Source organism: Hymenobacter jeollabukensis (assembly GCF_005771675.1).
GTDB lineage: Bacteria > Bacteroidota > Bacteroidia > Cytophagales > Hymenobacteraceae > Solirubrum > Solirubrum jeollabukense.
Genome location: NZ_VAJM01000001.1, coordinates 275,242 through 301,947, shown reverse-complemented (window position 1 = coordinate 301,947; position 26,706 = coordinate 275,242). Strand labels below are relative to the sequence as shown.

The 26,706-nt window shown below is 64.8% G+C and carries 25 protein-coding genes; 14 read left to right on the top strand and 11 right to left on the bottom strand.

Annotated features, from left to right (window positions below):
• The first annotated feature begins 1 nt into the window (after window position 1).
• Window positions 2-943 (top strand): hypothetical protein, encoded by a 942-nt coding sequence (locus FDY95_RS01345; protein ID WP_138074923.1) that lies wholly within the window; start codon window positions 2-4, stop codon window positions 941-943.
• Window positions 936-1,637 (top strand): ATP-binding cassette domain-containing protein, encoded by a 702-nt coding sequence (locus FDY95_RS01340; RefSeq protein ID WP_138074922.1) that lies wholly within the window; start codon window positions 936-938, stop codon window positions 1,635-1,637. The genes FDY95_RS01345 and FDY95_RS01340 overlap by 8 nt, the downstream gene beginning before the upstream one ends.
• Before the next feature lie 217 nt (window positions 1,638-1,854).
• Here the strand turns inward: FDY95_RS01340 and FDY95_RS01335 are convergent, their stop codons facing one another.
• From FDY95_RS01335 to aroQ, 6 genes are all read right to left on the bottom strand, one after another.
• Window positions 1,855-2,175, bottom strand: a complete 321-nt coding sequence (locus tag FDY95_RS01335; RefSeq protein ID WP_138074921.1) for a DUF6686 family protein — start codon at window positions 2,173-2,175, stop codon at window positions 1,855-1,857.
• Between the two features lie 741 nt (window positions 2,176-2,916).
• Complete coding sequence (locus FDY95_RS01330) at window positions 2,917-3,645, bottom strand: tRNA1(Val) (adenine(37)-N6)-methyltransferase (protein WP_246073894.1); 729 nt, start codon at window positions 3,643-3,645, stop codon at window positions 2,917-2,919.
• Window positions 3,646-3,669: 24 nt separating this feature from the next.
• On the bottom strand, window positions 3,670-4,137 hold the full coding sequence (gene rnhA / locus FDY95_RS01325) for a ribonuclease HI (RefSeq protein ID WP_138074920.1): 468 nt from the start codon (window positions 4,135-4,137) through the stop codon (window positions 3,670-3,672).
• A 151-nt stretch (window positions 4,138-4,288) separates the two neighbouring features.
• Entirely contained in the window at window positions 4,289-4,852 is a 564-nt protein-coding gene (locus FDY95_RS01320; protein ID WP_138075444.1) for a MarC family protein, read from the bottom strand.
• Between the two features lie 183 nt (window positions 4,853-5,035).
• The gene (locus FDY95_RS01315) at window positions 5,036-6,100 is read right to left on the bottom strand and encodes an aminotransferase class V-fold PLP-dependent enzyme (protein WP_138074919.1); all 1,065 of its coding nucleotides are present in this window, start codon (window positions 6,098-6,100) and stop codon (window positions 5,036-5,038) included.
• 325 nt (window positions 6,101-6,425) lie between these two features.
• On the bottom strand, window positions 6,426-6,878 hold the full coding sequence (gene aroQ, locus FDY95_RS01310) for a type II 3-dehydroquinate dehydratase (RefSeq protein WP_138074918.1): 453 nt from the start codon (window positions 6,876-6,878) through the stop codon (window positions 6,426-6,428).
• Window positions 6,879-7,108: 230 nt separating this feature from the next.
• Here aroQ and FDY95_RS01305 point away from each other — a divergent pair, with 230 nt between their 5' ends.
• The 5 genes from FDY95_RS01305 to FDY95_RS01285 all read left to right on the top strand — a co-directional run bounded on the left by FDY95_RS01305 (window position 7,109) and on the right by FDY95_RS01285 (window position 14,946).
• Window positions 7,109-7,699 carry a hypothetical protein gene (locus tag FDY95_RS01305; protein WP_138074917.1) on the top strand — a complete coding sequence of 197 codons (591 nt, stop codon included), beginning with the start codon at window positions 7,109-7,111 and terminating at the stop codon, window positions 7,697-7,699.
• Between the two features lie 214 nt (window positions 7,700-7,913).
• Window positions 7,914-8,819, top strand: coding sequence for a site-specific tyrosine recombinase XerD (xerD, locus tag FDY95_RS01300; RefSeq protein WP_138074916.1), 906 nt, complete (start codon window positions 7,914-7,916; stop codon window positions 8,817-8,819).
• A gap of 429 nt (window positions 8,820-9,248) precedes the next feature.
• Window positions 9,249-10,973, top strand: a complete 1,725-nt coding sequence (locus tag FDY95_RS01295; RefSeq protein ID WP_138074915.1) for a DUF6044 family protein — start codon at window positions 9,249-9,251, stop codon at window positions 10,971-10,973.
• A 195-nt stretch (window positions 10,974-11,168) separates the two neighbouring features.
• A complete protein-coding gene (locus FDY95_RS01290; protein WP_138074914.1) occupies window positions 11,169-14,183 on the top strand; it encodes an FtsK/SpoIIIE family DNA translocase in 3,015 nt (1,004 codons plus the stop codon).
• Window positions 14,184-14,298: 115 nt separating this feature from the next.
• Window positions 14,299-14,946, top strand: a complete 648-nt coding sequence (locus FDY95_RS01285; RefSeq protein WP_138074913.1) for a LolA family protein — start codon at window positions 14,299-14,301, stop codon at window positions 14,944-14,946.
• Window positions 14,947-15,020: 74 nt separating this feature from the next.
• Here FDY95_RS01285 and FDY95_RS01280 read toward each other — a convergent pair whose 3' ends face one another.
• Window positions 15,021-15,860 carry a tetratricopeptide repeat protein gene (locus FDY95_RS01280; protein WP_138074912.1) on the bottom strand — a complete coding sequence of 280 codons (840 nt, stop codon included), beginning with the start codon at window positions 15,858-15,860 and terminating at the stop codon, window positions 15,021-15,023.
• Window positions 15,861-15,951: 91 nt separating this feature from the next.
• Between FDY95_RS01280 and FDY95_RS01275 the strand changes: the two genes are divergently transcribed.
• From FDY95_RS01275 to FDY95_RS01250, 6 genes are all read left to right on the top strand, one after another.
• Window positions 15,952-17,262, top strand: coding sequence for a DUF2851 family protein (locus tag FDY95_RS01275; protein ID WP_138074911.1), 1,311 nt, complete (start codon window positions 15,952-15,954; stop codon window positions 17,260-17,262).
• Window positions 17,259-18,539 (top strand): hypothetical protein, encoded by a 1,281-nt coding sequence (locus FDY95_RS01270; RefSeq protein WP_138074910.1) that lies wholly within the window; start codon window positions 17,259-17,261, stop codon window positions 18,537-18,539. The genes FDY95_RS01275 and FDY95_RS01270 overlap by 4 nt, the downstream gene beginning before the upstream one ends.
• Window positions 18,540-18,627: 88 nt before the next feature.
• The gene (locus FDY95_RS01265; RefSeq protein WP_138074909.1) at window positions 18,628-19,260 is read left to right on the top strand and encodes a NeuD/PglB/VioB family sugar acetyltransferase; all 633 of its coding nucleotides are present in this window, start codon (window positions 18,628-18,630) and stop codon (window positions 19,258-19,260) included.
• A gap of 120 nt (window positions 19,261-19,380) precedes the next feature.
• The gene (trhO, locus tag FDY95_RS01260) at window positions 19,381-20,337 is read left to right on the top strand and encodes an oxygen-dependent tRNA uridine(34) hydroxylase TrhO (protein ID WP_138074908.1); all 957 of its coding nucleotides are present in this window, start codon (window positions 19,381-19,383) and stop codon (window positions 20,335-20,337) included.
• 92 nt (window positions 20,338-20,429) lie between these two features.
• Complete coding sequence (locus FDY95_RS01255) at window positions 20,430-21,122, top strand: hypothetical protein (protein WP_138074907.1); 693 nt, start codon at window positions 20,430-20,432, stop codon at window positions 21,120-21,122.
• A gap of 46 nt (window positions 21,123-21,168) precedes the next feature.
• The gene (locus FDY95_RS01250) at window positions 21,169-22,041 is read left to right on the top strand and encodes a nucleoside phosphorylase (RefSeq protein WP_138074906.1); all 873 of its coding nucleotides are present in this window, start codon (window positions 21,169-21,171) and stop codon (window positions 22,039-22,041) included.
• 225 nt (window positions 22,042-22,266) lie between these two features.
• Here the strand turns inward: FDY95_RS01250 and FDY95_RS01245 are convergent, their stop codons facing one another.
• Together FDY95_RS01245 and FDY95_RS01240 are read right to left on the bottom strand one after the other, a co-directional pair.
• The gene (locus FDY95_RS01245; protein ID WP_246073893.1) at window positions 22,267-22,566 is read right to left on the bottom strand and encodes a hypothetical protein; all 300 of its coding nucleotides are present in this window, start codon (window positions 22,564-22,566) and stop codon (window positions 22,267-22,269) included.
• Between the two features lie 111 nt (window positions 22,567-22,677).
• Window positions 22,678-23,694 carry an acyl-CoA reductase gene (locus tag FDY95_RS01240; protein ID WP_138074905.1) on the bottom strand — a complete coding sequence of 339 codons (1,017 nt, stop codon included), beginning with the start codon at window positions 23,692-23,694 and terminating at the stop codon, window positions 22,678-22,680.
• Between the two features lie 183 nt (window positions 23,695-23,877).
• Between FDY95_RS01240 and FDY95_RS01235 the strand changes: the two genes are divergently transcribed.
• Window positions 23,878-24,228, top strand: a complete 351-nt coding sequence (locus FDY95_RS01235; protein ID WP_138074904.1) for a 4Fe-4S dicluster domain-containing protein — start codon at window positions 23,878-23,880, stop codon at window positions 24,226-24,228.
• Window positions 24,229-24,448: 220 nt separating this feature from the next.
• Here FDY95_RS01235 and FDY95_RS01230 read toward each other — a convergent pair whose 3' ends face one another.
• Window positions 24,449-25,669: an adenine nucleotide alpha hydrolase family protein gene (locus FDY95_RS01230; RefSeq protein ID WP_138074903.1), complete on the bottom strand. Its 1,221-nt coding sequence runs from the start codon at window positions 25,667-25,669 to the stop codon at window positions 24,449-24,451.
• A gap of 58 nt (window positions 25,670-25,727) precedes the next feature.
• Entirely contained in the window at window positions 25,728-26,690 is a 963-nt protein-coding gene (locus FDY95_RS01225; RefSeq protein WP_138074902.1) for a carbon-nitrogen hydrolase family protein, read from the bottom strand.
• Window positions 26,691-26,706 lie beyond the last annotated feature (16 nt).

The following is a 26,706-nucleotide window of genomic DNA, read 5'->3' as shown; positions in this document are numbered from 1 at the left end:
GATGAAAGACTACCTGCTTCTGCGCCTGCGCACCCAAACGCGCCAATGGGCCGAGCTGGGCTGGTGGCGCGCGGCCTTGCTGTTGGTGCTGCTGGCGGCGGCCGGGCGGCAGCTGTGGCTGGTGCTGGCCACCCAGCCCGCCGCGCAATGGGCCGTGCCGCCGCTGCTGGCCCTGGCCGTCGTGGGGGGCCACCGCCAGCGCGCTGACCTGACGTTTCTGCAGCTCACAGCGCCGCAGTACCGCCGCTGGCTGATGGGGGAGTACGTGGTGCTTGGGCTGTTAGGGGCCGCTTGGCTGTTGCCCTTCGGCTACTGGTGGAGTGCCCTGCTCACCGTGCTGCTGCCGCCGCTGGCCGTCCTGCTGCCCCCTGCGGCCGAGCGCACCGCCCGCACCCGCCGCAGCCTGGTGCGGGCCGAGGCCTTCGAATGGGTGAGCGGGCTGCGCCGCCGGACCGGCTGGCTGCTGTGGCTGGTGCTGCTGGCCGTAGCCGTGTGGCAGCGCGAGCAAAGCGCTGCGCCCGCGCTGTGCCTGGTCGCGTGGCTACTGCTCGTCACCAGCTTCTACGACGTGCCCGAACCCGTGGAGATGCTGCTGAGCGCGGCCCGCAGCCCCGGGCAGTGGCTGCGCGGCCGCCTGGGCTGGGCCGTCCTGTACTTCGGGCTGACGGCCGCGCCGTTTCTGGTCCTGCTGGGGCTGGGCGCCGCGAGCTGGGGTGGGGCCGCCGCGCTGCTGCTCTGGTGCCTGACGGTGCTGACCCTGGTGATATTGGCTAAATACACGTTCTACCCGCACGTCACCATCATGCGCTACGCCCAGGGCGCGGTGGTGGCGCTGGGCTTCCTCATTCTGGTCCATTCGGTGTACGCGGCCCTGCTGGCCGCCGCGCTGGTGGGCCTCGTCTGGCGCAGCCGCTACCGCCTCCGCACCTACCGCTATGATTAACATCCGCGACCTGCACTACCGCTACGGCCGCCACGAGGTGCTGCGCGGCGTGAGCCTGACACTGCGGCCCGGCAGCATTCATGGGCTGGTGGGCGCCAACGGGGCCGGCAAAACCACCCTGCTGAGCTGCCTCTACGGACTGCTGGCCGATTACCAGGGCGAGGTGCGCGAAGCCAGCGGCCAGGCCATCCGCGAATGCGCCGGCCTGCTGCCCTACGAGCCGTTTTTCTACCCGCGCCTGACTGGCCGCGAGTACGTCACCTTCTGTCTGCAGGCCCGTCGCCAGCCCGTGCGCGGCCTCGATGCCTGGAACGAGCTGCTGGAGCTGCCCCTCGATCAGTACGCCGAAACCTACTCGGCCGGCATGAAAAAGAAGCTGGCGCTGCTGCCGCTGCTGGTGCAGCCCTTCCGCTACCTCATCCTCGACGAGCCCTTCAACGGCCTTGACCTGGGCGCCAACCTGCTGCTGATGGAAATGCTGCGCCGCCTGCGCCGGCAGGGCACCGGCCTGCTGCTGACCTCGCACCTGCTGGGCTCCCTCACCGAGCTCTGCGACGAAATAACCGTGCTGGCCGACGGCCGGGTGCTGCGCCACTACGCCCAAACGGAGTTCGGGGCCCTTTCCGCCGACCTGCTCGATACCCTGCACCAGCACAAGCTCCAACGGCTGCAGACCTTGCTGCCGGAGCGGTAGGAAAGTAGATTTTCCGTCACCCTGCGCCCAGCCGAGCTGAAGGTTAAGGACCCTTCTCGCACCCTGCACCGCCGCCAGCCTTCTGGAACGCTAAAGCGCAGCCGCTTCGCCCTGACAATTGGGCGTTGGTGGCTGCACTTTACAGTTGGTACAGGGTAGGAGGAAGGTCTTTTGCTGCGCTCAGAATGGCCAGCCTTTTACCGGCGCCGGAAGCCCGTTACGAATCTTCCAGAATCTGCTCCACCTCCAGTAGCAGCTTGGAACTGGTTAGCAAATCGTTCAGCCACATCAGCTCATTGAGGCTGAACAGCAGCGTGAGGTTGTCGACGGGACTGCGCAGGCTGATGCGGCGCATATCGGGCTCCTGGGCCGATTCCAGGGCGTAGCCGTTGTACAGATTATGGACGGTATCGAGCCAGGGAGCCAGCTCGTGGGGCTTCAGAGCCAGGGCTACGTTGCCGAAATAGACGTGCAGGCAGCAGCCACCCGGGCAGCGCAGGGCACAGCCGAACTCGTTGGAATGAAGGCACCGGTGCATGGTTGTGGAGTTTTGGTGGTTGTCAGTTGCGAGTTGGTAGGGCAAGTGTCAGCCCGGTACTGGTCAGGCAGCGTATTTTCTGACAACTGACAACTGACAACCGCATGAAATGGCAGCGGCGGGGGGGGGCTGCCGCCGGTCCTTCCGGCCCGTGGCAGCCGCACCGCTGTTCCCGCAGCGCTGTTTAGATAATTTCTAAACAGTGGTAAAAGTAATTCTGGAATCTTGTCCTGCAAGAATTATTTAGAATAATTTTAAATAAACTCGCTTTTTCTCACCAATCAACCCTAGCTTCGCCACCATAACCCTTATTTCGTCCTGGATTCGCGGTTGATGAAGCGCGCGTCAGCTCGTTCCCGTGGGGACATGTGAAAGCACAGCGGTATGCGGCCCCAGGACGCGGGCTTGGGCTGCTGAAGATTACGACCCAGGCGCCTTGCCCCGGCAAGGCAAAAGCCTCGCCTTCTTCCTCATCAGTTCCGCCAAAATTTCCGACGTCCTGCGTCGCCGGCCTGCTGGTCTACGGTGCGGTCCTACATGTTTCAGGCCCACCCCTGCACCTTCAGCCCCGGTGTGCCCACCGCCCGTCTGCACGACCATGCATGCACTGCTGGCCCTGGTCGATACGTTGCGCATTGGCCACGCCGGGCAGCGCAAAACCGTCTGCGACTTGCTACTGGTGCGACCGGGGCGTGGTTGAGGCTCCCGCGGGCTTATCAGTACCGTCGCGCCGCCAGGGCATCAGAAGGCCAGGTAAAAGTCTCGCAGCAAGGTGCGGAATTCGGCAGAATACGACTCGTCGGCGGCGTGAATGGTCAGCGGCGACTCTACTGGTGTCGGCTGCGGACCAGCGGCCAAGCCGAACGTTGTCACGTGCCGCAGCGGCTTGCTGCCGGGGCGGTGCCGCAGAATCAGGTGACTGATGGGGGAGAGGGCAGCGCGGGCGGCTTCCTGCTCAAACTCGCGCATCTCGGGCGGGGGCAGCAGCACCGTGAGGCGGCCGGCGGGCGTGAGGTGTGCGGCGGCAAAGGCGGCCAGCTCGGCGAAGCTCAGCGTATCAGCGGCGGCGTGGCGGGCGGTGGTGCGCTGCGCGTCGGGGGAGCGGAGGGAGTGGCGGAAAAACGGCGGATTGCTCAGGATGTGGTCGAACGGCCCGGGCGCGGTAGCCGCGTAATCGGCCAGGCTTAGGGCGTGAACCCGAATCCGGGCGGCCCAGGGCGAGGCGGCCACGTTGCGCGCCGCCTGGGCCGCCGCCGCCGCGTCGATTTCCACGGCTTCAATCCGCGCCGTAGGATTGCGCTGGGCGGCCATCAGGGCCAGCAGGCCGGTGCCGGAGCCCACGTCCAGGATGCGCGCGGCACCGGCTACCCCGGCTGCCGCGCCCAGCACGCAGGCGTCGGTACTGACCTTCATGGCGCAGGCGGCCTGCTCGATGCGGAAATGCTTGAACTGAAAGTAGTCGTTGGGCACGGCGCGGGAGAAAAGGCAGCCGGACTAAGCCCGCCGGGCCTCGATCAGCTCGTAGCCCTCGTCGACCAACAAGCGGCCCTGGGTGGCGCTGCCCACGGCCAGCTGGTCGCACCGCTCGTTTTCGGCGTGGCCGTTGTGGCCGCGTACCCACTTGAACTGCACCTTGCGCTGGCGGTACACCTTCAAGAAGCGGCGCCAAAGGTCCTCGTTGGCCTTTTTGCCGAAGTCAGGCTTCTTTTCCCAGCCGAATACCCAACGTTTCTCCACCGCGTCGACCACGTACTTGGAGTCCGTTACGACGGTGATGGGTAGCTCGGGGCGGGTAATGGCTTCCAGGCCAATGATGACGGCCAGCAGCTCCATGCGGTTGTTGGTGGTCAGGCGGAAGCCCTGGGTAAGTTCTTTTTCGTGCGGCCCGAAGCGCAGAATGGCGCCGTAGCCGCCGGGCCCGGGGTTGCCGCGCGACGAGCCGTCGGTGAACAGGTGAATCAAGGGGCAAAAGGAGAAATTAGAACGTCATTCCGAGCGAAGTCGAGGAATCTCGCGTGCTGATGGCAGGTAGTACATTCTTTTTTTAGAGAAAATTACTATCCAGCTAAACACGCGAGATTCCTCGGCTTCGCTCGGAATGACGTTCTGAAAATTAAAAATTCTGTTTGAAGAGCTTGATGGCAATGGCCAGCAGGATGACGCCGAACACGCGGCGCAGAATGTCTTCGCCGGCCTGCCCGAGCTTGCGCTCAATCCAGTGGCTGCTTTTGAGCACCAGGTACACGAATACCAGGTTCACCACGATGCCCACCAGCACGTTGGGCAGCGAGTAGATGGCCCGCAGCGACAGCAGCGTGGTCATGGTGCCGGCCCCCACGATGAGCGGGAAGGCCAGCGGCACGATGGAGCCGGTGCCGCTGGTGGTGGGGTTGTGGCGGAAAATCTGCACCCCCAGCACCATTTCCAGCGCGATGAAGAAGATGATGAGCGAGCCGGCCAGGGCAAACGAGGCCAGGTCGACGCTGAACAGGGCCAGGATGCTCTGGCCTAGGAACAGGAACACCACCATCAGCACGCCCGCCACCAGGGTGGCCACTTCGGAGTTGATGCGGCCCTCGCGCTGGCGGATCTGGATGATGATTGGAATGGAGCCCAGGATGTCGATGATGGCAAACAACGTCAGCGTCACCGACGAAATCTGCTTCAGCGAGAACAGGGTGGCAAAGTCAGGCATGAGCGTAATATACTCCAGCCCGTCATGCAGAGGCGAAGCATTTCGCGTGCTGACTCCTGGTAGTATCTTCTTCGTTGAGCCACAAAGGTACTAGCAGGAGTCAGCACGCGAGATGTCTCGACTACGCTCGACATGACGGCCCATGGTGGCCGTGAAGGAAGACCGTTAAGCCGCCGGCACCGCGCTCAGCACCTGCAGCAGCTGGTCGAAGGCCACGTCGGGCAGGGCGGGGAAGTTGGCAATGCGGAAGGTGCTCTTGGCCCAGTTGCCGTAGCCGCTGCCCAGGGTGAGGCCGGCGGCGGCGGCGCGCTTCTTCACCTCGTCGATGAGGGCCGGAGCGGCCTGCACGGCAATGACGGTGGTGGAGCGCGTCTCGGGGTTCTGCACCAGGGGCTGAAACTGCGGGTGCTCCTCCAGGAACTGGTACAGCCGTTGGGCCCGCTCGCGCAGGTGCTGGTCGATGGCCTTGATGGGGGCGCGGTCGAGCAGTACGCGGCAGAGCAGGTAGATGGCCAGCACGTTGGGCGTGTGGGTGGTCTGGTGGTTGAGCATCTTCTCGTACATGCTCACCAGCGAGTTGTAGTGGCCCTTCTCACCGATTTCGCGGGCGCGGGCAATGGCCCGGGGCGAGCAGATGAGCAGGCCCAGGCCGGCCGGCATACCGAAGCACTTCTGCACCGAGCCGTACCACACATCGGCCTTGATGTGCTTGAGCTGAATGCCCGCCAGCGAGGAGGTGACGTCGACGCAGAGCAGGGCGCCGGTCTGCTGGCAGCGGTTGAAGAGGTTGAGCACGGCCCCGTCGCGCAGCTGGGTGGCGGTGCTGGTTTCGTTCTGGGTGATGCAGACCAGGTCGGCGTCGGCGGGAATGAGGCTGGCGTCGGGCACTTCCTCCAGGCCGAACTGGTGGCCCGAGCTGGCCGGGTGAATGGCCTGGGCGTAGTCCAGCCACTTCTCGCCGAACGAGCCGTTGTAGAGGTGAAAGCTGCGCTGCTTGGTCAGGCTCTGGGCCAGGATTTCCCAGCACTCGGTGGCCGAGCTGGTGAAGAACACGAAGTAGTCCTGCGGGATGTTGAGCTTGGTTTTCAGCTCGGCCACCGTCTGGCGGACCAGGGCCGTAAACCGCTCCCCGCGGTGCGGGGCCGAGAGCCAGCCCTCGTCGAAAGCGGCCGTGAGGTACTGCCGAATGGCCGGGTATACCTGCGACGGGCCGGGATTGAATGTATACATAGGTGCGAAAGGCTAGGAGAGGAGCGGCAAAGGTAGATCGGGGAGTTGAACGGATAGCTAACGGATAACAGGAACGGATTCGTGCCGCCGGTAATCCATGCCGCCGGTGCGGGTGGCGTCATTGCGAGCGAAGCGCGGCAATCTTTCCTCCAGCAGCAGCAACGGTACGACCGGCAGAAACCAAAAACGGCACCGCCCGAAACCCGTCGCTGTGCGGATTCGGGCGGGGGCGCTTTCGGTCAGTGGGCATGTTATCGGCGGTGCTACTGGAGGAACGATTGCCGCGCTTCGCTCGCAATGACTGCGGGTGCTGCCGTCAGCCTGCTCAATTCCCCGATTTAAACCCCACTCGCCGGGGGCGCAGGTTCTGGAAGTACTGCAGGGCCAGGCGGTAGCTTTCCAGCTTGAAGCCGCTGATGCTCCCCACGCAGTGCCGCCCGATCAGGCTGCGCTGACGGAACTCCTCGCGGGCGGCGAGGTTGGAGAGGTGCACTTCGACCACGGGCGTGTTGATGTCGGCAATGGCGTCGGCCAGGGCCACGCTGGTGTGGGTGTAGCCGCCCGCGTTCAGCACGATGCCGTGGTAGGCGAAGCCCACTTCGTGCAGCTTGTCGATGAGCGCGCCCTCGTGGTTGCTCTGAAAATGCTCGATGGCGAAGTCGGGAAAGGCCTCCTGCAGCTCGGGCAGGTAGTCCTCGAAGGAGCGCGTGCCGTAGATGCCCGGCTCGCGGCGGCCGAGCAGGTTCAGGTTGGGGCCGTTGATGATCAGGATTTGCATGGGGCGAAGATGCAGCGCGGGCGGCGGTTTCGCTAACCCGCCGGACCAACCCGGCGCTTGCAGAAGAAAGGCAGGCTTCAGGTCTAAGCCCGACCGGCGCCAAAACTGCGTTGGGGACGCTGCCAGGCCCGATTTGTTTACGGGCCGGGCACCCGGAAGCGGGCGTTGTAAAGTCAGGCCACCCGAAGATGTGATTTGGGCCCGGTGCCGGCCGTCCTACCTTTGAGGCCATGAATCTGCCCGCCCCGCGCCTGCGCCGTACGCTCCTTCTGCCCCTGCTCACGCTGGCCCTGCTGGGGGGCAGCGGCTGCAAGAAAGTCGCCGATGCCATCAAGCCCAAGCTGCCCGCCGAAACCCAGGAGGGCAAGGGCACCTTCGGCTGCCTGCTCGACGACAAGGTGTGGCTGCCGCGCTCCGACCACGCGCTGCTGCCCCCGCTGCACCCCGACTACAACCCCGGCAGCTTCACCCTGCGCGCCTCCGACGACCACGACGACGCCCCCGGCTGGGAGGAATTCAACCTCGCCGTCAGCGCCCCCGACATCGTGCCGGGCACCTACGCGCTGGGCAGCGGCTTCACGGCCAGCTACTGGCGCCGCGACAACGACGGGGCCAACATGGAAACCTTCACCGCCGGGCCCGCCGACCAGGGCCAGCTCATCATCACCAAGGTGGAGCACCGCACCCGCACCGGCTCGCTCACCGGGCAGGTGGTGCCCTACACCATCGTGTCAGGTACCTTCGCCTTCACGGCCACCTCGACCAGCGGCGGCAAAATCCGGGTGGAGTCGGGCCGCTTCGACGTGGACCCGGCCGATTAGGTTGGTCGGCTGGCGCCGGTTTAGCAACGGAGTTGCGTAACCGGTGCCCAACATCAGTCAGGCTTTCAGCCTGCGGGCAGCACCTGCGCAATTCGGCTGCTCCGATCCGACAACGTTCCACGCAGGTTGAAAACCTGCTTTATGCCGGGCACCGGTTACACGCGCTTCGCTCGCTAAACCGGCGCCAGCGCGTTTTCAGGCTAACTTTACGGGTATGGCGCTTACCTGGAACCTTGCCCTGAAACAGTTTGAAGGCTACCTGCGGCTGGAAAAGTCCTTGTCGGGCCACTCCATCGAGGCCTACGTGCGCGACGTGGACAAGCTGCGCCAGTACCTGGAAATCCGCAAGCTGCCCGCCCGGCCCGAGCAGGTGACCAGCGGCATCGTGCGCGACTTTCTGGCCTGGCTCAGCGAGCTGGAGCTGACGGCCAACTCCCAGGCCCGCACCCTCTCGGGCCTGCGGGCCTTCTACAAGTTTCTGCTCATCGAAGACCTGGCCCAGCAGGACCCCACCGACACGGTGGAGTCGCCGAAGCTGGGGCGCAAGCTGCCCGACACGCTCAGCTACGAGGAAATCGAGCGGCTGCTCTCGGCCATCGACCTGAGCACCAACGAGGGCACCCGCAACCGCGCCATGCTGGAGGTGCTCTACTCCTCGGGCCTGCGCGTGTCGGAGCTGGTGGGGCTGCGCCTCTCGAATATGTACGTCGACCAGGGCTTCGTGCGCGTCATGGGCAAGGGCTCGAAGGAGCGCCTGGTGCCCATCGGCCGCGACGCGCTCAAGCACGTGGGCCTGTACCTGGAAGGCGTGCGCTGCCACCTAGAGGTGCAGCGCGGCTCCGAGGACATCATTTTCCTGAACCGCCGGGGCGGCGCCCTCTCGCGGGTGATGGTGTTCAACATCATCAAGGACACCGCCGTGAAGGCCGGCATCGACAAGGTCATCAGCCCGCACACCTTCCGCCACTCCTTCGCCACCCACCTCATCGAGGGCGGGGCCGACTTGCGCGCCGTGCAGGAAATGCTCGGTCACGAAAGCATCACCACCACCGAAATCTACACCCACCTCGACCGCGACTACCTGCGGCAGGTCATCACGGCGTTTCACCCGCGCAGCTAGGGCCGAAACCAGGGCTAACGGACCCGTCGGCAGGCGTGTCCGAGGCATTGTCGACCCTGTCGGCCGCATCTCCAGCCCTGACCGCCAGATTTCCCCGCCTAACCGCCGTATTTCCAGCTGTGGCCGGCGCATTTCCGGGGGTAACGGCGGCGTTTCCAGCCATGCGCGGGACGTTTCCACCCGTGCGGCTCAGGTTTCCATCCATGCGCGGCGGTTTTCCAGGGGCAACCGAGCATCATCACGCCCAACCGACTTTCGCCACGGTCAACCGAGCTTCACCACGCCCAACCGATTGGTGTCACGCTCAACTGAATGTCGACACCCGATTTGCTTGCGTATCGATACGAGGCTCAATAGACGGCCGGCTGCAGATCCATTTCCGATGTCCTTCGGCGCAATTACCCGCCCCGGCTGCGACCTTTGCGCCGCATGAGTGCCCCGAATCCGCCCGTTTTCCGCCGTCCCGTCGTCTGGGCGCTGCTGGCCCTGCTGCTGCTGTGGCTGCCCGTCCTGCTGCGCGGCCCCGATAGCTACGTCATCCTCGACGACAACCTCGACGCCGAAGTGAGCGTGCCGGTGCTGCTGCACCGCTTCGGCGTGGCCCTGGACTACCGCCCCGAGGCCACCATTCCGGCCATCATGAACGGGCTGCCGCGCAGCGCCCAGCGCCCGGGCCTGAACGTGACCGTGGGCCTCTTCGGCCTGCTGCCCCCGCTGGCCGCCTACTGGACCAACGACCTGCTGGTGCGCGCCGCCGCCCTGCTGGGCCTGTACCTGCTGCTGCGCCGCTACGCCCTGCGCCGCCCCACTGACCGCCCGCTGGCCGCCGCCGTGGCCCTGGCCTGGGCGGTGCTGCCCATGCACTCGATGTACGGCCTCTCGGCGCTGGGCACGCCCTGGCCCGCGCTGGCCCTGCTGAACCTGCGTGCCGGCCGCGGCCGGTGGTACGACTGGCTGACGCTGGCCCTGTTCCCGCTCTGGTCGATGCTGGTGCTGGCGGGCTTCTTCCTGCTGGCCGCCTTTGGCCTGCTGCTGCTGGCCGACCTGCTGCTGAAGCGCCGCCTGCCGCTGGCCGCCTGGGGTGGGGTAGGAGTGCTGGCCCTGGGCTACGTGGTGGTGGAGTGGCCGCTGCTCAGCAGCACCCTGCTGCACCCGCAGTATGTGCCGCACCGGGTGGAATTCCGGCTGGCCGAGCTGACGCCCAAGGGCCTGAAAGCGGGCATCCTGAGCTCCTGGCAGTACTTTATGTGGGGCCAGTACCACGCCAGCCGCTTTTTCCGCGGCGTCATCCTGCTCACCCTGCCCGTGGCCGCGTGGTGGCGCTGGCGCCGCGGCGAAACCGACCGGGGCTGGGAAGCCGGCACCATGAGCGCCCTGGCCGGCCTGCTGCTGCTGGCCGTGTTCTGCGGCTTCTACCCCCAGCTGATGGGGCCGGTGCAGCGCCTGGCGCCTTCACTCGGGGCTTTCAACCTCAGCCGCTTCCACTTTCTCACGCCGCTGCTCTGGTTCGGCCTCTGGGTGCTGGCGCTGCGCGAGTTGCCCGCCGGCCCGCTGCGCACCGGCCTGGTGGCGTTGCAGCTGCTGCTAGGCCTGGGCCAGAACCCCGAGTGGAGCCAGAACCTGCGCCGCTGGGCCGGTCGGGCCGATGCGCACGAGCCCAGCTGGCAGCAGTTCCTAGCCCCAGAGCTGCTGACGCGGGTGCGGCAGCGCCTGGAGCAGCGCAGCGGGCAGCCCGCCCGCGCGTGGCGCGTGGCCTGCCTGGGCCTGCCGCCCGCCGTGGCCCAGCTCAGCGGCTTCTACACCCTCGACAGCTACCAGAGCACCTACCCGCTCAGCTACAAGCACCAGTTCCGCCCGCTGATTGCCGGCGAACTGGCCAAGAGCCCCGAGCTGCGGCGCTACTTCGACGACTGGGGCAGCCGCTGCTACCTCTTCTCAGCCGAGCTGGGCCGCAACTTCCGCGTGTCCCGCCACGACAGCCTCACGGTGCAGCACTGGCGCTTCGATGCCCGGGCGTTCCGGCGGCTGGGCGGGCGCTACGTGCTGTCGGCGGTGCGGCTGGCGCGGCCGGAAGGGGCGGGGCTGCGGCCGGTGGGCTACTTCACCGCGCCCGTGGCGTACTGGGGCTTGTATATTTATGAAATGATGGAGTGAATGCCGGAATAGTGGGGTGGGGCAGACAAGACCCGAGGTGGCAATAACGTTGCTGAAGCAGCCGTTACGGCTGCCGGCGCTAAAAACCTTAGCTTCGCAAGTGTCTGACTATCCGCGTCCGGATGATCATTCCGTCACGCAACAACTCAATCATTGCCTCCCAAACCCGTAATTTCGGCCCTTTAGTGCGTCTGAATGGCAAAGAATACCTACAAACCCGCCAGCGGCCCGGCTCCCCGCGCCACGAACGAACCCCGCCCGGCGCGCAATCAACCGAGGGCTGAAGCCGCCCCGGCGCCGGCGCCCGGCCGGGAGCCGCGCCGTCCGGCCGCGCCCGCCGCGCCCAAAGCCCCGCGCAAGCCCCTGAAGCTGCCCAACTTCGGCGGTGCCCTGAGCTTTCTGCAGGACCGCCGCTTTCAGCTGTTTGCCGGCTTCGGCTTCCTGATCTTCTCGCTGTTTCTCACCATTGCCTTCTTCTCCTACCTCTTCACCGGCCACGCCGACCAGAGCGTGGTGGAGGGCATGGGCCAGACCACGGTGAAGGAAGCCGGCCAGGAAACCGGCAACTGGCTGGGCCTGATGGGCGCTTGGCTGTCCCACAAGCTGATTCAGCAGGGCTTCGGCATTGCCGCTTTTGCCCTGATTCCGGTGGCCTTTGCCGCCGGCTACAAAATCGTGTTCCGGCGCCAGGAAGTCTCGCTGAGCTTCGTCTCGGCCGTGTGCCTCTTCGCTATGCTCTGGCTGAGCATGCTGCTGGGCTACCTGGTGCTGACGCTGCAAACGCCCGGCACCGACCCGCGCGCCGCCCACAGCCTCGACTTCCTCTGCGGCCGCGTGGGCTACGAGGCCGCCCTGTGGCTCGACAGCCTCATCGGCTGGGGTACGGTGCTGCTGCTGGCCTTCCTGCTGATTTCCTTCGTGGTCGGCTTCTTCAACGTCACCACCATCAACCTGCCCCGCCGCAACGCCGGCCTGGACGATGAAGACGAGCTGGAGCCGGCCACGGCCACCCAGACGGGCGCCAACCGCTCGACCAAAGCCGCTGCCGTAGCGGCGGAGGATGAGGCCGAGGGAGAAGAGGATGCCGAAAGCGACCTGGGCTTCACGGTGCGCAACATCGGGCCGGTAGCGGAAGTACCGAAGCCGGCGGCTCCGGCTCCGGCCGAAACCAAGCCCGCCGCCGGCACCAAAACCGCTCCCGCCCGCCCCAGCGTCGCCCTGACGGTGGAAGGCGACGACGACGGCACCCCGCCCTGGGAAGTCAGCCCGGCCGCCAGCACCGGCAGCGTGGCTACCGCCGCCGCTTCCTTGGCCATGGGCGGACTGGGCACCGCTGCCAGCGCCGCTACGGCCCCGGCCGTTGCTGCTGCTACCACGGCTGCCGCGGCCCTTAGCGCCGGCCCCAGCTTCTCCATCGAAGCCCCGACGACCGAGCCGGTAGCAGCCCCGACGCCGCGCGTGTCCTCGGTGCCCACGCCGCTGTCGTTGGCTGATCTGGCCGATAACGACGCGCCGCTGCCCGCCCCTACCGCTCCGGCTGTGCCCGCTAAAGGGCCCTCGTTCGAGGTGGAAGTGGCACCTGAACCGGAGCTACGCATCGAAACGACCAAGCCGGGCGAGCTGGACCCCGCCGCCGGCGCCGACATGGCCGTCATTTCGGAGGAAGACGAGGATGCCGAGCAGATGCCCAACGTGAACTACGACCCCACGCTGGACCTCTCGCGCTACCAGTACCCCACGCTGGAGCTGCTCAACGACTACGGCGTGCCCAAGGCCCAGGTGAGCAAGGAGGAGCTGGAAGCCAACAAGGACCGCATCGTGGAGACGCTGGGCCACTATGGCATCAACATCGCCTCCATCAAAGCCACCATCGGCCCCACCGTCACGCTCTACGAAATCGTGCCCGACGCCGGGGTGCGCATCTCGAAAATCAAGAGCCTGGAAGACGACATTGCGCTGAGCCTGGCGGCCCTCGGCATCCGCATCATCGCCCCGATTCCGGGCAAGGGCACCATCGGCATCGAGGTGCCGAACACCAAGAAGGAAATGGTGTCGATTCGCTCGGTGTTTGCCACCGAGAAGTTCGCCAATACCGAAATGGACCTGCCCATCGCCTTCGGCCGCACCATCACCAACGAGGTGTTCGTGGTCGATCTGGCGAAGATGCCCCACTTGCTGATGGCCGGCGCCACGGGCCAGGGTAAGTCGGTGGGCCTGAACGTGATTCTGGCTTCGCTGCTCTACAAGCGCCACCCCGCCCACCTGAAGTTTGTGCTGGTCGACCCCAAGAAGGTGGAGCTGAGCATCTTCAACAAGATCGAGCGGCACTTCCTGGCCAAGCTGCCCGACACCGAGGAGCCCATCATCACCGATACCAAGAAGGTGGTGCACACGCTCAACTCCCTGTGCATGGAAATGGACCGGCGCTACGACCTGCTCAAGGATGCTGGCTGCCGCAACCTCAAGGAATACAACCGCAAATTCATCGAGCGGCGGCTAAACCCTAAGAAGGGCCACCGCTTCATGCCCTTCATCGTGCTGGTCATCGACGAGCTGGCCGACCTGATGATGACGGCCGGCAAGGAAGTCGAGACGCCCATTGCCCGCTTGGCCCAGCTGGCCCGCGCCATCGGGATTCACCTCATCGTGGCCACCCAGCGGCCCTCGGTGAACGTGATTACCGGCATCATCAAGGCCAACTTCCCCTGCCGCATCAGCTTCAAGGTTACCAGCAAAATCGACTCGCGCACCATCCTCGACGCCGGCGGCGCCGACCAGCTGGTGGGCCAAGGCGATATGCTTATCTCCCAGGGCTCCGACATCATCCGCGTGCAGTGCGCCTTCATCGACACGCCGGAGGTGGACCGCCTCTGCGACTTTGTGGGCGAGCAGCAGGGCTACCCCGACGCCTACCTGCTACCCGAAGTAGCCGGCGCCGATGGCGACAACAGCAGCGCCGACTCCGATTTCGACCCCACGGACCGCGACTCCATGTTCGAGGAAGCTGCCCGCGTTATCGTGCTGCACCAGCAGGGCAGCACCTCGCTGATTCAGCGCAAGCTCAAGCTGGGCTACAACCGCGCCGGCCGCCTCATCGACCAGCTGGAGCACGCCGGCATTGTGGGGCCCTTCGAGGGCAGCAAAGCGCGGGAGGTACTTATTCCGGACGAATACGCTTTGGAACAGTTGTTGAATACGCTCCCCAAGTAAGCCGCCTGCGGCCTGCGAAATGACAAAATGAAGATTTGGGGAGCGTTTTTAAACAATCCCGCGTTTTGTACGTCTCATAGGCGCAGTTCCTTTCCGAACTCCCTCCAATTCTCCCATGAAAAAAATCATTGCCCTGCTGGCCCTGGCCGCCTCGTTTGTACAGCCGGCCGCCGCGCAGCAGGACCCCAAAGCCGGCAAGATTCTGGATCAGATGAGCGCCAAGTATCAGGCCATGAAGGCGTTCAAGGCCTCGTTCACCCAGACGCTGGAAAACCAGACGGCCAAGGTGAAGGAAAACATGAGCGGCGACATTCTGGTGAGCGGTACCAAATTTCGCCTCAAGGTCAACGGTCAGGAAGTCATCAACGACGGCAAGACCATGTGGACCTACATGAAGGCCGAAAACGAGGTGAACATTTCGGAGTACGACCCGTCGGACGACCAGGAAATTAACCCCTCGCAGATCTACACGCTCTACAAAAAGGGCTACAAGTATACCTACGCCGGCACCACCAAGGAAGGCGGCGTCACCTGCGACGTGATTGAGCTGGCCCCCGACGACCACAACAACCAGGTGTACAAAGTGCGCCTGAACGTGAGCCAGGCCGACAAATCTGTGAAGAGCTGGAAGATGTTCAAGAAGAATGGCAACCGTTACACCTTTGCCATCAAGAAGTTCGAGCCCAACGCGCTGGTGGATGCCTCGACGTTCACCTTCGACAAAGCCAAGTACAAGGGCGTGAAGGTTATCGACCTGCGCTAAGCCTGGATTACTACAATTTGCGGCCCGCTTCTGCCACTCTGGCGGAGGCGGGCCGTGGTGTTTTGTCGTGAATCCTAGAATTCCTCACCGAGCAGTTTGGCCAGGCGTAACATAGCCCACTGGTGCTGATGGGCGGCGGCTTTTTCAAGCCAGAACCGGGCATCGGCTTGGTTGCCGGCGCCGTCCCATTGCTCTTCTGCCCACCGTCCCAGCAGGTACATGGCATGGGCTTCCCCAGCTTCGGCAGCCAACTCCAGGTGGTAGCGTGCCCGCTGCCAGTCTTGGCAGTCCGCGTGAATGTATTCGAGGCCCAGGCCCACGTGTGCCCGGGTACAGCCAGCCGCCAGGGCAGCCTGAAACCAGCGCACAGCTTTGCCATGGTGGCGCGGGCCACCCCGGCCGCGCTGGTAGCAGTAAGCCAGCTCGCACATGGCTTCGGCCTGACCGTGCCGGGCGCTGCGACGGTACCAGCGGCGGGCCCGGGCATAATTCTGCGTTACTCCCTCACCGCGGGCGTAAAAGCTGCCCACCGCCTGCATGGCTTCGGTGTCGCCCAGCCGGGCGGCCCGGCGGTAATAGCGGAATGCCTGGGCGTAGCTCTTCCCAACCCCGTAGCCATTGTCGTAGCACAGGCCCAGGTTGTAGCACGCCAGGCGGTGTCCGGCCGAAGCGGCCACTTGTAGCCAATGGACAGCCTGCGCGTAGTCTTCTGCTACGCCCCAATATCCACCGTAGGCGGTTCCCAGCAGACCGGCGGCGCTGATATTACCGGCTTCGGCGGCTTGGTGCAGCATTTCGAGGGCCCGGCGGGCGTAACGAGAGCTGTAGTTGCAGGCGAAGCGGGCCCGAAACAGGAATAGCAGCGCCCGGCGGGTCGGCTCGGCCGCAACATGCGAATCAAAAGGCGCGCGCAATAAAAATCACTGAGCAGTTGGGAAGGCCAAGTTACCGGTTGAGGTCTATATTTAGCCTCATAGTTTAGTCCTCATCCTTAGTTCGTTGATCATGCAGGAAGATTTTCTCCACTACGTCTGGCAGCACCAGTATTTCGACAAAGCCAGCCTGTGCACCGAGCAGGGCGAGCCTATCGTGGTGCTCAAGCCCGGTTTCCGCAACGCCGACGCCGGCCCCGACTTCCTCGGCGCCCGCCTGATGATCGGCGAAGTAGAGTGGAACGGCGCGGTGGAAATCCACCTGCGCGCCTCCGACTGGTACCGCCACCAGCACCAGACCGACCGCAAGTACGACCAGGTAATCCTGCACGTGGTGCACGTAGCCGACCAGCCCGTGCGCCGCACCAATGGCAGCGAGGTGCCCGCCCTGACCCTGCAGCCGCGCCTGGTGCCCAGCCTGCTTTACGCCTACGAAGCCCTGATGGCGGCCGACAACCCGCAGCTGCTGCCCTGCGCGGGCGCCCTCTCCACCGTGCCCGAGGTGACGCGGCTGATGATGGTGGAGCGGGTGCTGCTGGAGCGCGTGGAGCAGAAAGCCGCCGCCGTACAGGAGGTGCACGAGCGTTCCGGGCACGACTGGGAAACCACGGCCTGGCAGGTGCTGGCGGCCGGCTTCGGCTTCAAGAAGAACTCGGAGCCGCTGACCCGCCTGGCGCAGGCCCTGACGCTGGCCGTGCTGCGCCGCCACCGCCACGAGGCGCGCCCGACCGAAGCCCTGCTGTTCGGGCAGGCCGGGCTGCTGCCGGCGGCGGCCGAGGCGCCGGATGCCTACTGCGCCGAGCTGCGCCGCGAGTACGACTTTCTGGCGCACAAGTACAACCTGACTAGCTCGGCTATGGCCGCGCACGAGTGGAATTTCCTGCGCCTCAGGCCCGCCAACTTCCCCACGGTGCGGCTGGCCCAGCTGGCCGCCTTGGTGCACGCCCAGCCGCGCCTGTTTCAGCCCCTGCTCGATGCGCCCGACGTGCCCACGCTGGAGCGCATGCTACTGGCGCCGGTGGGAAAGTACTGGCAGCGGCACTACCGGCCCGGCGTGGCCGCCGCGGCCCCGGTGCCGGCGCTGGGGCGCAGCAGTGCCCACCTGCTCATCATCAACGCCGTGGTGCCCCTGCGCGTGGCCCACGCCCTCAGCCTCGGCAACCGGGAAGGCGTGGAGGCGGCCGTGGAACTGCTCACCCAGCTGCCGCGCGAGCGAAACAGCGTGCTGGCGCCCTACGAAGCCCTGCGCTTCCAGCACCGCAGCGCGGCCGACTCGCAGGGGCTGCTAGCTTTGCAGCGCGGCTACTGCCAGCCGCGCCGCTGCCTGCAATGCGCCATCGGCAGCCGCATCCTCCAACGCAACGTGCCCCCGTCCGCTTCGTGAAGCTTCTGCTCCTGCTCGTTGCCAATGCTGCCGTGCTCGGGGGGCTGTACCGCTGGCTGCGGGCCCAGCGTCGCGTGGCGGGCCTGGGCTACTTGGTGGTGCCTACGCTGGCGCTGCGGCTGCTGGCCGGCGCGGTCAGCACCATCCGCCCCACCGACGACGCGTGGTACTACCATCTCTGGTCGGGGCAAATGGCGGCGCAATTGTGGGCAGCGCCGGGCCAGTGGCTGCAGATGCTGACCACCGACGAGTTTCATTTCGGCGAGCGGCACTTGGTCTTTCACGGTTATTCCAACACCTTCTTCTTCATGAAGCTGCTCTCGGCCTTTGGCTGGCTGACGGGCGACTCGCTGCTGCTGCAGGCGCTGTACCTCTCGCTGGCGGCCTTCGGGGCGTGCTGGACGCTGGTGCGCGTGCTGAGTCAGCTATTTCCGGGCACCCGCGGCGCGGCCGTGGTGAGTCTGCTGCTCTGGCCCTCGGCGCTGTACTGGTCGAGCGGGGTGACCAAGGAAAGCCTGCTGCTGGCGGGCAGTGCCCTGCTGCTGGCTTCGGTGCTCATGCTGTTGTATGGCCCGGCCGGTACGCGGCGCTGGCTGTGGGCTGCGGGGGCGCTGCTGGGCACCTGGCTGAGTTTTAAGATGCGCTTTTTCTTCGGTGGGGCGCTGCTGGCCGTGCTGCTGGCTCTGGCGACGGTACACGTCGTGAGTCAGCTGGGCGGGCCGCTGCGGCGGCGCCGCTGGCAGGCGCTGCTGCTGATTGGGCTGCTGGGTGCGGGGGCTTGGGGGGCGGGCGAAGTCAGCCCGGTTTTTCGCTTCAACAAGTTCGCCAGCCAGCTGACGCGCACCTATTCAGCCCTGCGGCAAAAGTCGCTGGGGCGGCCGCACGTGGCGCTGCCCGAGCTGGCGCCCACGGCCGAGAGCATCCTGCGCCACACGCCCAAGGCCATTGCCAGCACCTTGTTCCGCCCCTTCGCCTGGGAAGGCGACACCGTGTTTTACGGCTTTGCGGCCCTCGAAAACCTGGGCCTGCTGCTGCTGGCAGCCCTGGCGGCCTGGGACTGGGCGCACCGCCGCCGGGCCCCGCTGCCCTTCCTGGTGGCGCTGGGGCTGCTGCTGTACTGCCTGCTGATGGCCGCGCTGGTGGGCCTGAGCACTCCGAACCTCGGCACGCTCAGCCGCTACCGGGCGCCGTGGCTGCCGCTGCTGGTGTACCTGCTGCTGGCCCAGCCCACCGCCGCCGGGCTGCTGCGCCGCCTGCGCATCCTCACGCCTGCTTAGGCCCGGACGACATTTTTCCGCCCCCGGTGCCGTATCTTTACGGCTTAGTGCGCCCCGCCGCGGGCGCCGTTTCCCGATAGATTCGCGCATGGAAAATCCCGTAATCATCCTTGGTGCCCAGACCGTCGGCACCGCCGCCCTCGACGCCTTCACCAGCAACGACGTGGTGGTATACTGCCTGCTCGACGACAACCCCAAGCTCAAGGACACCGACCTGCACGACGTGCCCATCATGGGCGCCACCGACGACGAGGAAATGCTCAAGCTGCTCGGCAAGAAGTGCGAGGTGTTCGTGGCTACCGAAGACACCGCCTCGCGCAAGGCCCTGACCAGTATGCTGCGCCAGGAATACGAGCAGGTGCCCGTCAACGCCATCCACAAGGCCGCCAGCGTCTCAGAGCACGCCTGGCTGGGCCACGGCAACCTGATTTCGGCCGGCGCCGTCGTCGCCTCCGATGCCAAGGTGGGCAACGGCTGCCTGCTCGGCGTACGCTCCGTGGTGGACGTGCGCGCCCAGCTGGCCGACTACGTGGTGGTGGGTGCCGGCGCCATCATCAACGGCGACGCTGAAATCGGGGAGCAGGCCTTCATCGGCTCGGGCGCCGTGGTGGTGTCGGGCGTCAAAATTGGGGCCAAGGCCCGCGTGGGTGCCGGCGCCGTGGTGGTGGCCGACGTGCCCGCGAACCAAACGGTATTCGGCAACCCGGCGACGAAGGTTTAAGACCTAGTTCTGGATTTTGAATTATGAATGCTGAATTATTTCAGCTCCAGCAGGGGCGTAAAACGACTGCCCGAATGGCCAATTCATAATTCAGAATTCATCATTCAGAATTAAAAAAGAATGGATTTCCGCGTCCTGCTTTACTACTGCTACACGCACCTGCAAGACCCCGAGGCCTTCCGCGAGGAGCACCACCGTCTGTGCCTTAGCCTGAACCTGCGCGGCCGCATCATCGTGGCCGAAGAGGGGCTGAACGGCACCGTGTCGGGCACCGTGGCCGACTGCGCGGCCTACATGCAGGCGGTGAAGGCCGATCCGCGCTTCGCGGCCTTGGAGTTTAAGGTGGAGGAGGCGCCGGCGCATACGTTCCAGAAGCTGCACGTGCGCGTCAAGCCCGAAATCGTGCACGTGGGCCTGCCCGCCATCAAGCCCTACGAGCGGACCGGCGTACACCTCTCGCCCGAGGAGTTTCGGCAGATGAAGGACCAGGACGACGTCATCGTGCTCGACGTGCGCTCCGACTACGAGCACCACCTCGGCCGCTTCAAAAACGCCGTGACGCTCGACATCGGCAACTTCCGCGAGTTTCCGGACAAGGTGGAGGAGCTGCGCCAGTACCAGGACAAGAAAATCCTGACCTACTGCACCGGCGGTATCAAGTGCGAAAAAGCCTCGGCCTTCCTGCTGGAGCAGGGCTTCGAAAACGTGTACCAGCTGCACGGCGGCATCATCAAGTATGGCCTCGAAGCCGGCGGCGAGGATTTTGAGGGCAAGTGCTACGTCTTCGACGGGCGCGTGGCCGTCGACGTCAACACCGTAAATCCCACCGTGGTGGCCCAGTGCATCAGCTGCGGCCGGCCCGATGAGCGTATGGTCAACTGCGCCAACCCGCACTGCAACGCCCACGTGGTGCTCTGCCAGACCTGCGCCGAGCAGCGCGCAGGCGCCTGCTCCGACGCCTGTCAGCAGCACCCCGACAAGCGTCCCTACGATGGCACTGGCAACTACCCCAAGCTCAGCAACCACTACAACCCGGAGCAGGGCCTCTCGTCGTACCGCGCGCCGGTGCGCTCCTAAGCGCCTCGCGGCGAAGCTTGTTACCGGAATGTTGCCAAAAAGCCCGGCCGCGGCCGGGCTTTTTTCGTTTTTTAGCCGACGTTTGCAGGCCTATGGACGCATTGGACGGTTATGAGTTGGAAAAGTGGCTTTGGACGGAAGCCGACTTCGAAACCATGGGCTGGCACGACGCTTCGGTGTATGCATGGCGCCTGCAGGGCTCGGAACTACTGATGGATATCGACTACATATTCCAGTGGAATCAGCCCGAAGTAGAAGGCACCAGCTTTACATTCTGGGTAGCACCAGCTACACTCGTCTTTCACGAGGTGCAGAACGTGGAATTTGACTTCGATTTCATCGGGACGGAGCCATTTAAAGCAGCTGCTCTCGAAATAGATAGCCTTGAATTGGAAACGCCGAACGAGTGGACCATTCAGTTTCACAACGGATACCTTGGCTTCACGGCGACGGGCTTCTCCCAGTACATTCGCAAAGCGCCTTCTTTTGAATTTGGCCAGCAGGTATCGTATCCAAACCGCGCTGGAAACTCGTTTGAAAGAGTCACCGGTGAAGTGCAGGCCGATGCCTTCAACTTTGCGGAGTTCCGTAAAACAAACATTTGGCGCTTATACCAGCTGATGCTGGACCAGGCACGAGTCCGCCAGCAGCTCGAGCAGTTGTTAGACGAACGAGCTGCCGGAAAGCTGGCCTTGAAAGACTTTCTAATGCGGAAGCGCGACCTGCAGGACCGTATCAATTACCTCGGAATCGAGTTGCGCGGTACGCGCTTCGCCCGAACATAATCACTGCCCTTTTCCCACTTTTTCTCTCACCCGAACCCCTACTGCCATGCCGATACCTTCGTCGGAGCTCATCCTGAACCGCGACGGCAGCATCTACCACCTGAACCTGCTGCCCGACCACATTTCCGACACCATCATCACCGTCGGCGACCCGGACCGCGTGGCGCTGGTCAGCCAGCACTTCGATTCCATCGAGACGCAGGTCAGCAAGCGCGAATTCGTGACCCACGTGGGCTACTACCGCGGCAAGCGCCTCACCGTGGTGTCCACCGGCATCGGCACCGACAACCTCGACATCGTGCTCAACGAGCTGGACGCGCTGGTCAACGTGGACTTCGTAACTCGCGAAGTGTGCCCCATCGAGGAGCGCATCAACCTGCGCATCATCCGCGTGGGCACCAGCGGCGCGCTGCAGGCCGATATTCCCGTGGGCTCGCACCTGGTATCGGAGCACGCCGTGGGCCTGGAGTCCCTGATGCAATTCTACCCGCTGGTGGAAACCGGTGCCGAAGTGGAGTTTGCCACTGCCGTGCAGAAAGCCGTGGGCCTCGACTACCGCCCGTACTGCGTGCTTGGCTCCGACCTGTTGCGCGAGCAGCTGGGCGAAGGCATGATTACGGGCAACACCGTCACCTGCCCCGGCTTTTACGGCCCCCAGGGCCGCGCCCTGCGCCTGCAGCCCCGCTTCCCCGACCTCATTGAGCGCCTGGGCCAGGTGCAGTACAGCAACGCTGAGGGCACTTTCCGCCTGACCAACTTCGAGATGGAAACCGCCGGCTACTACGCCCTGGGCCGCATGTTGGGCCACGAAGTCGTGTCGCTGAACGCCATTGTGGCCAACCGCGTCACCGGCGAATTCGCCGACAATGCCGACCAGGTCGTCAACGACCTGATTGCCAAAACGCTGGAACGGCTGTAGAAGCGGTAGTACCAGCCGTCATTGCGAAGCGCAGCCGAAGCAATCGGTCCTGGCCAACGTGCCGCCGCTACAATCGCACAAACCGTAAAAACAGCCCCGCCCGAAACCACAGATACTGGTTTCGGGCGGGGCTGTTTTCGGCTTCTGCCAGTTGTGGCGGCGGTGCTGCTAGAGGAAGGATTGCTGCGCTTCGCTCGCAATGACGGCTGGCACTACCGCCGTCACCTAATAGAAGTCGAACCCGATGATGGCGTGAATCGGGAGGGTGATGCCGGCTTTGAGCGTGAGGTAGCTTTCGTGCACGCCCCAGACGGTGGTTTGCACGCGCTTGGCGGAGCCGTCGGCAGTTTTGAAGTAGATGTCGAGCTTGCCGTGCTCGTTGTTGCCGAGGGCGCAGGCGCGGTCGGCATCGAAGCGGCGCAGCTTACGCTCTTCGGGGGTGGAGAGGACGTCTTCCTGAGGGAAGTGGAGGGTCGGAATCGTTTCCTTGGCAACGGTTTCGGCCGATTCAGTGACGACTAGCATGAGGGTCAGATCGGAAGGTTCGGTAAACGGAGAACAAACAACCGTGCCAAAAACGGCGCGGCCGGTGAAGGCCGCGTGAACGTCGGAAAACGACGGGTGCGGCTGAGCTTTCTACGGCAATGACGCCAAAAAGGCCATGGTATCCACGCCGTCGGCGTATTCGTTCACGCCCGGCTGCTGGGCCTGCCCGGCGGGCACCGAGCCAGGGTACCAGCCGTTCACCGACACGACCACCTGCGTTTTGTCGGCCACGTCGGCCAGCTGCTGGCGCAGGTCCTGCTCGTCCTGGTACTCGCTGAAGTGCAGCACCGAAATGGGGGAGACCAGCTGCATGCTCTCGGTCAGCAGCAGGAAGCCGTTGTCGAGGTGGGGCACGCGGTTCACCAGCAGCAGGCTCTTCTGGTAGTCGTAGTTGTTGTGGTAGCGGTTGTGGTTGTCCACCGCTTCCCAGCTCTGCATCGAATCGAGAAAGGGCGTAAAGTCGTAGCCAACGGGCACCAGCAGCTTGGCCACGTTGCGGCAGCCCAGGCCGTAGTAGCGGAATACATCGGGCCCGAACTGCGCCAGCTCCTCACGCGGCTCCAGCCCGGCCAGCACGCCGATGCTCGAGCGGTTGCGGCGGATCAGGTGGGGCTTCTTGCTGAAGTAGTATTCGAAGTAGCGGGCGGTGTTGTCGGAGCCGGTGGCAATGAAGGCATCGGCCTCGCGCAGCATGTCCACGAACCGCAGCTGCGCCTCGAAGCGCGGCTCGATGTCGAGCAGCTGCTGGCCCACCCAGCGCAGCAGGATGTTGTCGTCCGAGGAGAGCTTGGCCAGCAGGATGTGGCCGCTGAGCAGCACGCAGAGCATATCGTGAAAGCCCACCAGCGGGATATTGCCGGCCATGACCACGCCCACGCGGCGCGGTTCGGCCTGGGGCTCGGGCGGGTACTGGGCGGCCCAGGCAGTCAGCAGCTCGGCGTCGAGCAGGTGGGCTACGCCCAGGAAGGCGGCGCGCACATTGGCTTCGTCGAACCAGGGGTTGTGGTTGCGGGCGCGGGCGGCCAGCGAGTACAGCTCGTCGTCGGAGAGGGTGCGCAGGCGCTGGCCCAGGCGGATGAAGGCGGCGAGTCGTTCGGCGTGAGTCATAAGAGGGGAAAAGCGGGAAAGCGGGAAAGCGGGCCGAAAGTTCGCAAGAAAGCGCCGCCGGTACTACTTTTGCCCGGCTATACGCACGCCAGCGGCGTCGGCCGCCGCCGATTTAAGTTAACCTGCGGCCCCCGCCCCTGCGTATCAGGCTACACACGACCTCTCAACTGACGACCTACGGCCATGGCCATCATGATTACCGACGAGTGCATCAACTGCGGTGCCTGTGAACCGGAATGCCCCAATAACGCCATTTACGAAGGCGGTGCCAACTGGCGCTGGGCCGACGGCACCACCCTGAAAGGCACCGTCGACGTCGACGGCGGCAAGCAGGTGGACGCCACCGCGCCCCAGACGCCTGTGTCGGACGAGTACTACTACATCGTGTCGGACAAGTGCACCGAGTGCGTAGGCTTCCACGAAGAGCCCCAGTGCGCCGCCGTCTGCCCCGTCGACTGCTGCGTGGACGACCCCGACTACCGCGAAACCCAGGAGCGCCTGCTGCAGAAGAAAGACTGGCTGCACGTAGCCTAAGCACGGCGGTTGACCTAGCCGTCATTGCGAGCGAAGCGCGGCAATCGTTCCTCTCGCGGCACGACGGCTCAACCAGCAGAAGCCCAAGAACGCCACCGCCCGAAACCAGATTCACTTGGTTTCGGGCGGTGGCTTTTTGAGTTAGTATGTCTGGTACCTTTGTGCCGCGAGAGGAACGATTGCCGCGCTTCGCTCGCAATGACAGCGGAGTGTTACCGTCTTATGTACCGCAGTTGAAGTACTTGTCGTAGGCCGACTCGGGGAGCAGGCGCAGCTTGCTGGCCAGCTTGATGGGGTAGCGCAGCAGGCGAATCAGCGAGTAGTTGTTGGGGTAGTCGCGGAAGGTCTTCACCGGCGCGTTGACAATCTGCTCAAACTCCTCCCGGGTCAGGCCCAGGCGCTTGATGCAGAGGCTGATGACCTTCTCGTCCTCGATGGCGTTGACGTGCTGGCAGCGTTCCAGGGCCTCTTCGCGCGTCATCTGGCCCGAGCGCACCAGGGCGGAGTAGTTGAACAGGCGCCGGTCGATGTTGAACTTAACGCGGTTCAGGTAGTAGATGACGCTCTGGTACAGGTCGTCGAAATAGTGCGCGCCGGGATTCACCCAGTCCAGCTCGCGTTCCAGCAGCGGGTCGACTTCGGCCCGCACGTAGGGCAGGTGGTAGAGCAGCGTGACGGTCTTGATGCCGCGCAGCACCGTGTAGTAGAACATTTCCTTCACGTCCAGGTGAAAGCCCGGGTCGTTGGGCGTCCACTTGCGCAGCGGCACCGTGCCGAACTGCTTGTGCACCGCCTTCAGGTACTTGCCGTCGAGGAAGTTCCACGACAGGGGCGCAATGCCCTCGGTGCGGAACGACTGCCCGATGATGATGCGCTGCACGCCTTCCTTGGCCGCCACCCCGTACAGGGCCGTGGCAATACCGATGTCGGTGCCTTCCTCGATGTCGGGCGTGGAAGCTTTCAGAAAGGCAATCTTGAGGTCTTTGGACTCGCGCCAGTCCGAGGTGATGGTGCGCAGCTCCACCCCGAGCTTGCGGCAGGCCTTCACCATGTTTTCGCCGGCCACGGGGTTGCCGAAGCCGTCGTTGAAATGCACGGCCAGGGGGCGCAGGCCCAGCTGCACCACGCAGTACCAAAGCGTGTAGCTGCTGTCGCGCCCGCCGCTCACACCCAGCACGCAGTCGTACTTCTTACCGCGACCGAGGCGCTTCATCTCCTCGGCGGCGCCGCGCACGTAGGCCAGGCCCGCCGGGCCCAGCGGGTTGTCGTGGTCCAGCTTGTCGTGCAGCTCGCAGAAGTTACACTCCCCGGTGTGGGGGTGAAAGCGGATGCCGGGCACGGTGGTATCCATTATGCACCGCGTACAGCACTGGTAGCCCGGGTGGGGGGCCGGCTGGTCGATGGGTGAGTCGACGGTGGCGTTAACGGGGGAAGAGGGCATTGAGTACTGCTGTGGCAATAGGCGAGGGGTGAGGGGCGGCGGTGGGTGGAAAAGAAAGTTAGGCAGGATTGGGCAGCTCGTCAAACCGGTAGCCGAGGCGCTGCAGCCGGGCCGTAATGGCCGTGCCGCGCTCGGGGCGCTGGGGCCGGGGCAAATCGGCCACGATCAGCTCGCCGGCAAACTCATTGAATTTGCCCTGGGCCTTGATGCCGTCGGCCGCCACGGCCAGCGAGCAGCCCACGCTTTTCTTGCCTTCGTAGGGCCCGCCCACGATGTAGCCCACCGAAGTGGTGCCCACGACGACCACGTTGTAGTAAGACGCCAGAATCTGGTAGGGCTTGATCCACTTCTCGCGGTAGGGGTCGTCTTCCTCCGTGATGGAGTAGTCCACCGTCCACGACGAGGGCGAGAGGATGATTTCGGCGCCCATGCGGGCCAGGGTGTGCCCGATGGGCAGCCCGTCGATGTAGTTGTCGGCGCAGATGTTCAGGCCCAGCCGGCCCAGCGGGGTGTCGATGACGTTGAGCGTGGTGCCGACTTCGTAGAACGGCTGCTCCACCGTGAGCAGGTTGATTTTGTGGTACTTGAGCAGGATGTCGCCTTCCGGGCTGATGAGCACCGCCGCGTTGTAGATGCGCCCGTCGGCGGCGCGCTCGGTCAGGCCGGCACACACGTAGATACCGTGGCGGGCGGCTTCCTGGCAGAGCAGGTCGGAAAAGCGGCCCGGAATGGGCTGGGCTTCGGTGAGGGCGCTGGGGTGCGTCCAGGCGAAGTCCAGGGTTTCGGGCAGCAGCACCAGGTCGCAGCCCTGCTCGGCGGCTTCGCCAATCATGCGGGCGGCGCGCTCCAGGTTGCGCAGCGGCTCGCCGCCTTCCACCAACAGCTGCCCCATGCCGACGCGGATGGTGCCAGCGTGCGCGGCGTTGGTCGGGGTGGGGGTGGAAAAGGCACGCTCGGGAACTGCGGTAGTGGCAGCCGGCGCCTCATCAGTTTTCTTCCAGCGGCTGAACAAAGAAGGCATCAGGTAACGGGCGGAA

What these genes read in the sequence shown, in the direction of transcription:
- FDY95_RS01345 (WP_138074923.1), top strand. Translation starts at nt 2, where the DNA reads ATGAAAGACTACCTGCTTCTGCGCCTGCGCACCCAAACGCGCCAATGG.
- FDY95_RS01340 (WP_138074922.1), top strand. Translation starts at nt 936, where the DNA reads ATGATTAACATCCGCGACCTGCACTACCGCTACGGCCGCCACGAGGTG.
- FDY95_RS01335 (WP_138074921.1), bottom strand. Translation starts at nt 2,175, where the DNA reads ATGCACCGGTGCCTTCATTCCAACGAGTTCGGCTGTGCCCTGCGCTGC.
- FDY95_RS01315 (WP_138074919.1), bottom strand. Translation starts at nt 6,100, where the DNA reads ATGTATACATTCAATCCCGGCCCGTCGCAGGTATACCCGGCCATTCGG.
- aroQ (WP_138074918.1), bottom strand. Translation starts at nt 6,878, where the DNA reads ATGCAAATCCTGATCATCAACGGCCCCAACCTGAACCTGCTCGGCCGC.
- FDY95_RS01305 (WP_138074917.1), top strand. Translation starts at nt 7,109, where the DNA reads ATGAATCTGCCCGCCCCGCGCCTGCGCCGTACGCTCCTTCTGCCCCTG.
- xerD (WP_138074916.1), top strand. Translation starts at nt 7,914, where the DNA reads ATGGCGCTTACCTGGAACCTTGCCCTGAAACAGTTTGAAGGCTACCTG.
- FDY95_RS01295 (WP_138074915.1), top strand. Translation starts at nt 9,249, where the DNA reads ATGAGTGCCCCGAATCCGCCCGTTTTCCGCCGTCCCGTCGTCTGGGCG.
- FDY95_RS01290 (WP_138074914.1), top strand. Translation starts at nt 11,169, where the DNA reads ATGGCAAAGAATACCTACAAACCCGCCAGCGGCCCGGCTCCCCGCGCC.
- FDY95_RS01285 (WP_138074913.1), top strand. Translation starts at nt 14,299, where the DNA reads ATGAAAAAAATCATTGCCCTGCTGGCCCTGGCCGCCTCGTTTGTACAG.
- FDY95_RS01275 (WP_138074911.1), top strand. Translation starts at nt 15,952, where the DNA reads ATGCAGGAAGATTTTCTCCACTACGTCTGGCAGCACCAGTATTTCGAC.
- FDY95_RS01265 (WP_138074909.1), top strand. Translation starts at nt 18,628, where the DNA reads ATGGAAAATCCCGTAATCATCCTTGGTGCCCAGACCGTCGGCACCGCC.
- trhO (WP_138074908.1), top strand. Translation starts at nt 19,381, where the DNA reads ATGGATTTCCGCGTCCTGCTTTACTACTGCTACACGCACCTGCAAGAC.
- FDY95_RS01255 (WP_138074907.1), top strand. Translation starts at nt 20,430, where the DNA reads ATGGACGCATTGGACGGTTATGAGTTGGAAAAGTGGCTTTGGACGGAA.
- FDY95_RS01250 (WP_138074906.1), top strand. Translation starts at nt 21,169, where the DNA reads ATGCCGATACCTTCGTCGGAGCTCATCCTGAACCGCGACGGCAGCATC.
- FDY95_RS01245 (WP_246073893.1), bottom strand. Translation starts at nt 22,566, where the DNA reads ATGCTAGTCGTCACTGAATCGGCCGAAACCGTTGCCAAGGAAACGATT.
- FDY95_RS01240 (WP_138074905.1), bottom strand. Translation starts at nt 23,694, where the DNA reads ATGACTCACGCCGAACGACTCGCCGCCTTCATCCGCCTGGGCCAGCGC.
- FDY95_RS01235 (WP_138074904.1), top strand. Translation starts at nt 23,878, where the DNA reads ATGGCCATCATGATTACCGACGAGTGCATCAACTGCGGTGCCTGTGAA.
- FDY95_RS01230 (WP_138074903.1), bottom strand. Translation starts at nt 25,669, where the DNA reads ATGCCCTCTTCCCCCGTTAACGCCACCGTCGACTCACCCATCGACCAG.
- FDY95_RS01225 (WP_138074902.1), bottom strand. Translation starts at nt 26,690, where the DNA reads ATGCCTTCTTTGTTCAGCCGCTGGAAGAAAACTGATGAGGCGCCGGCT.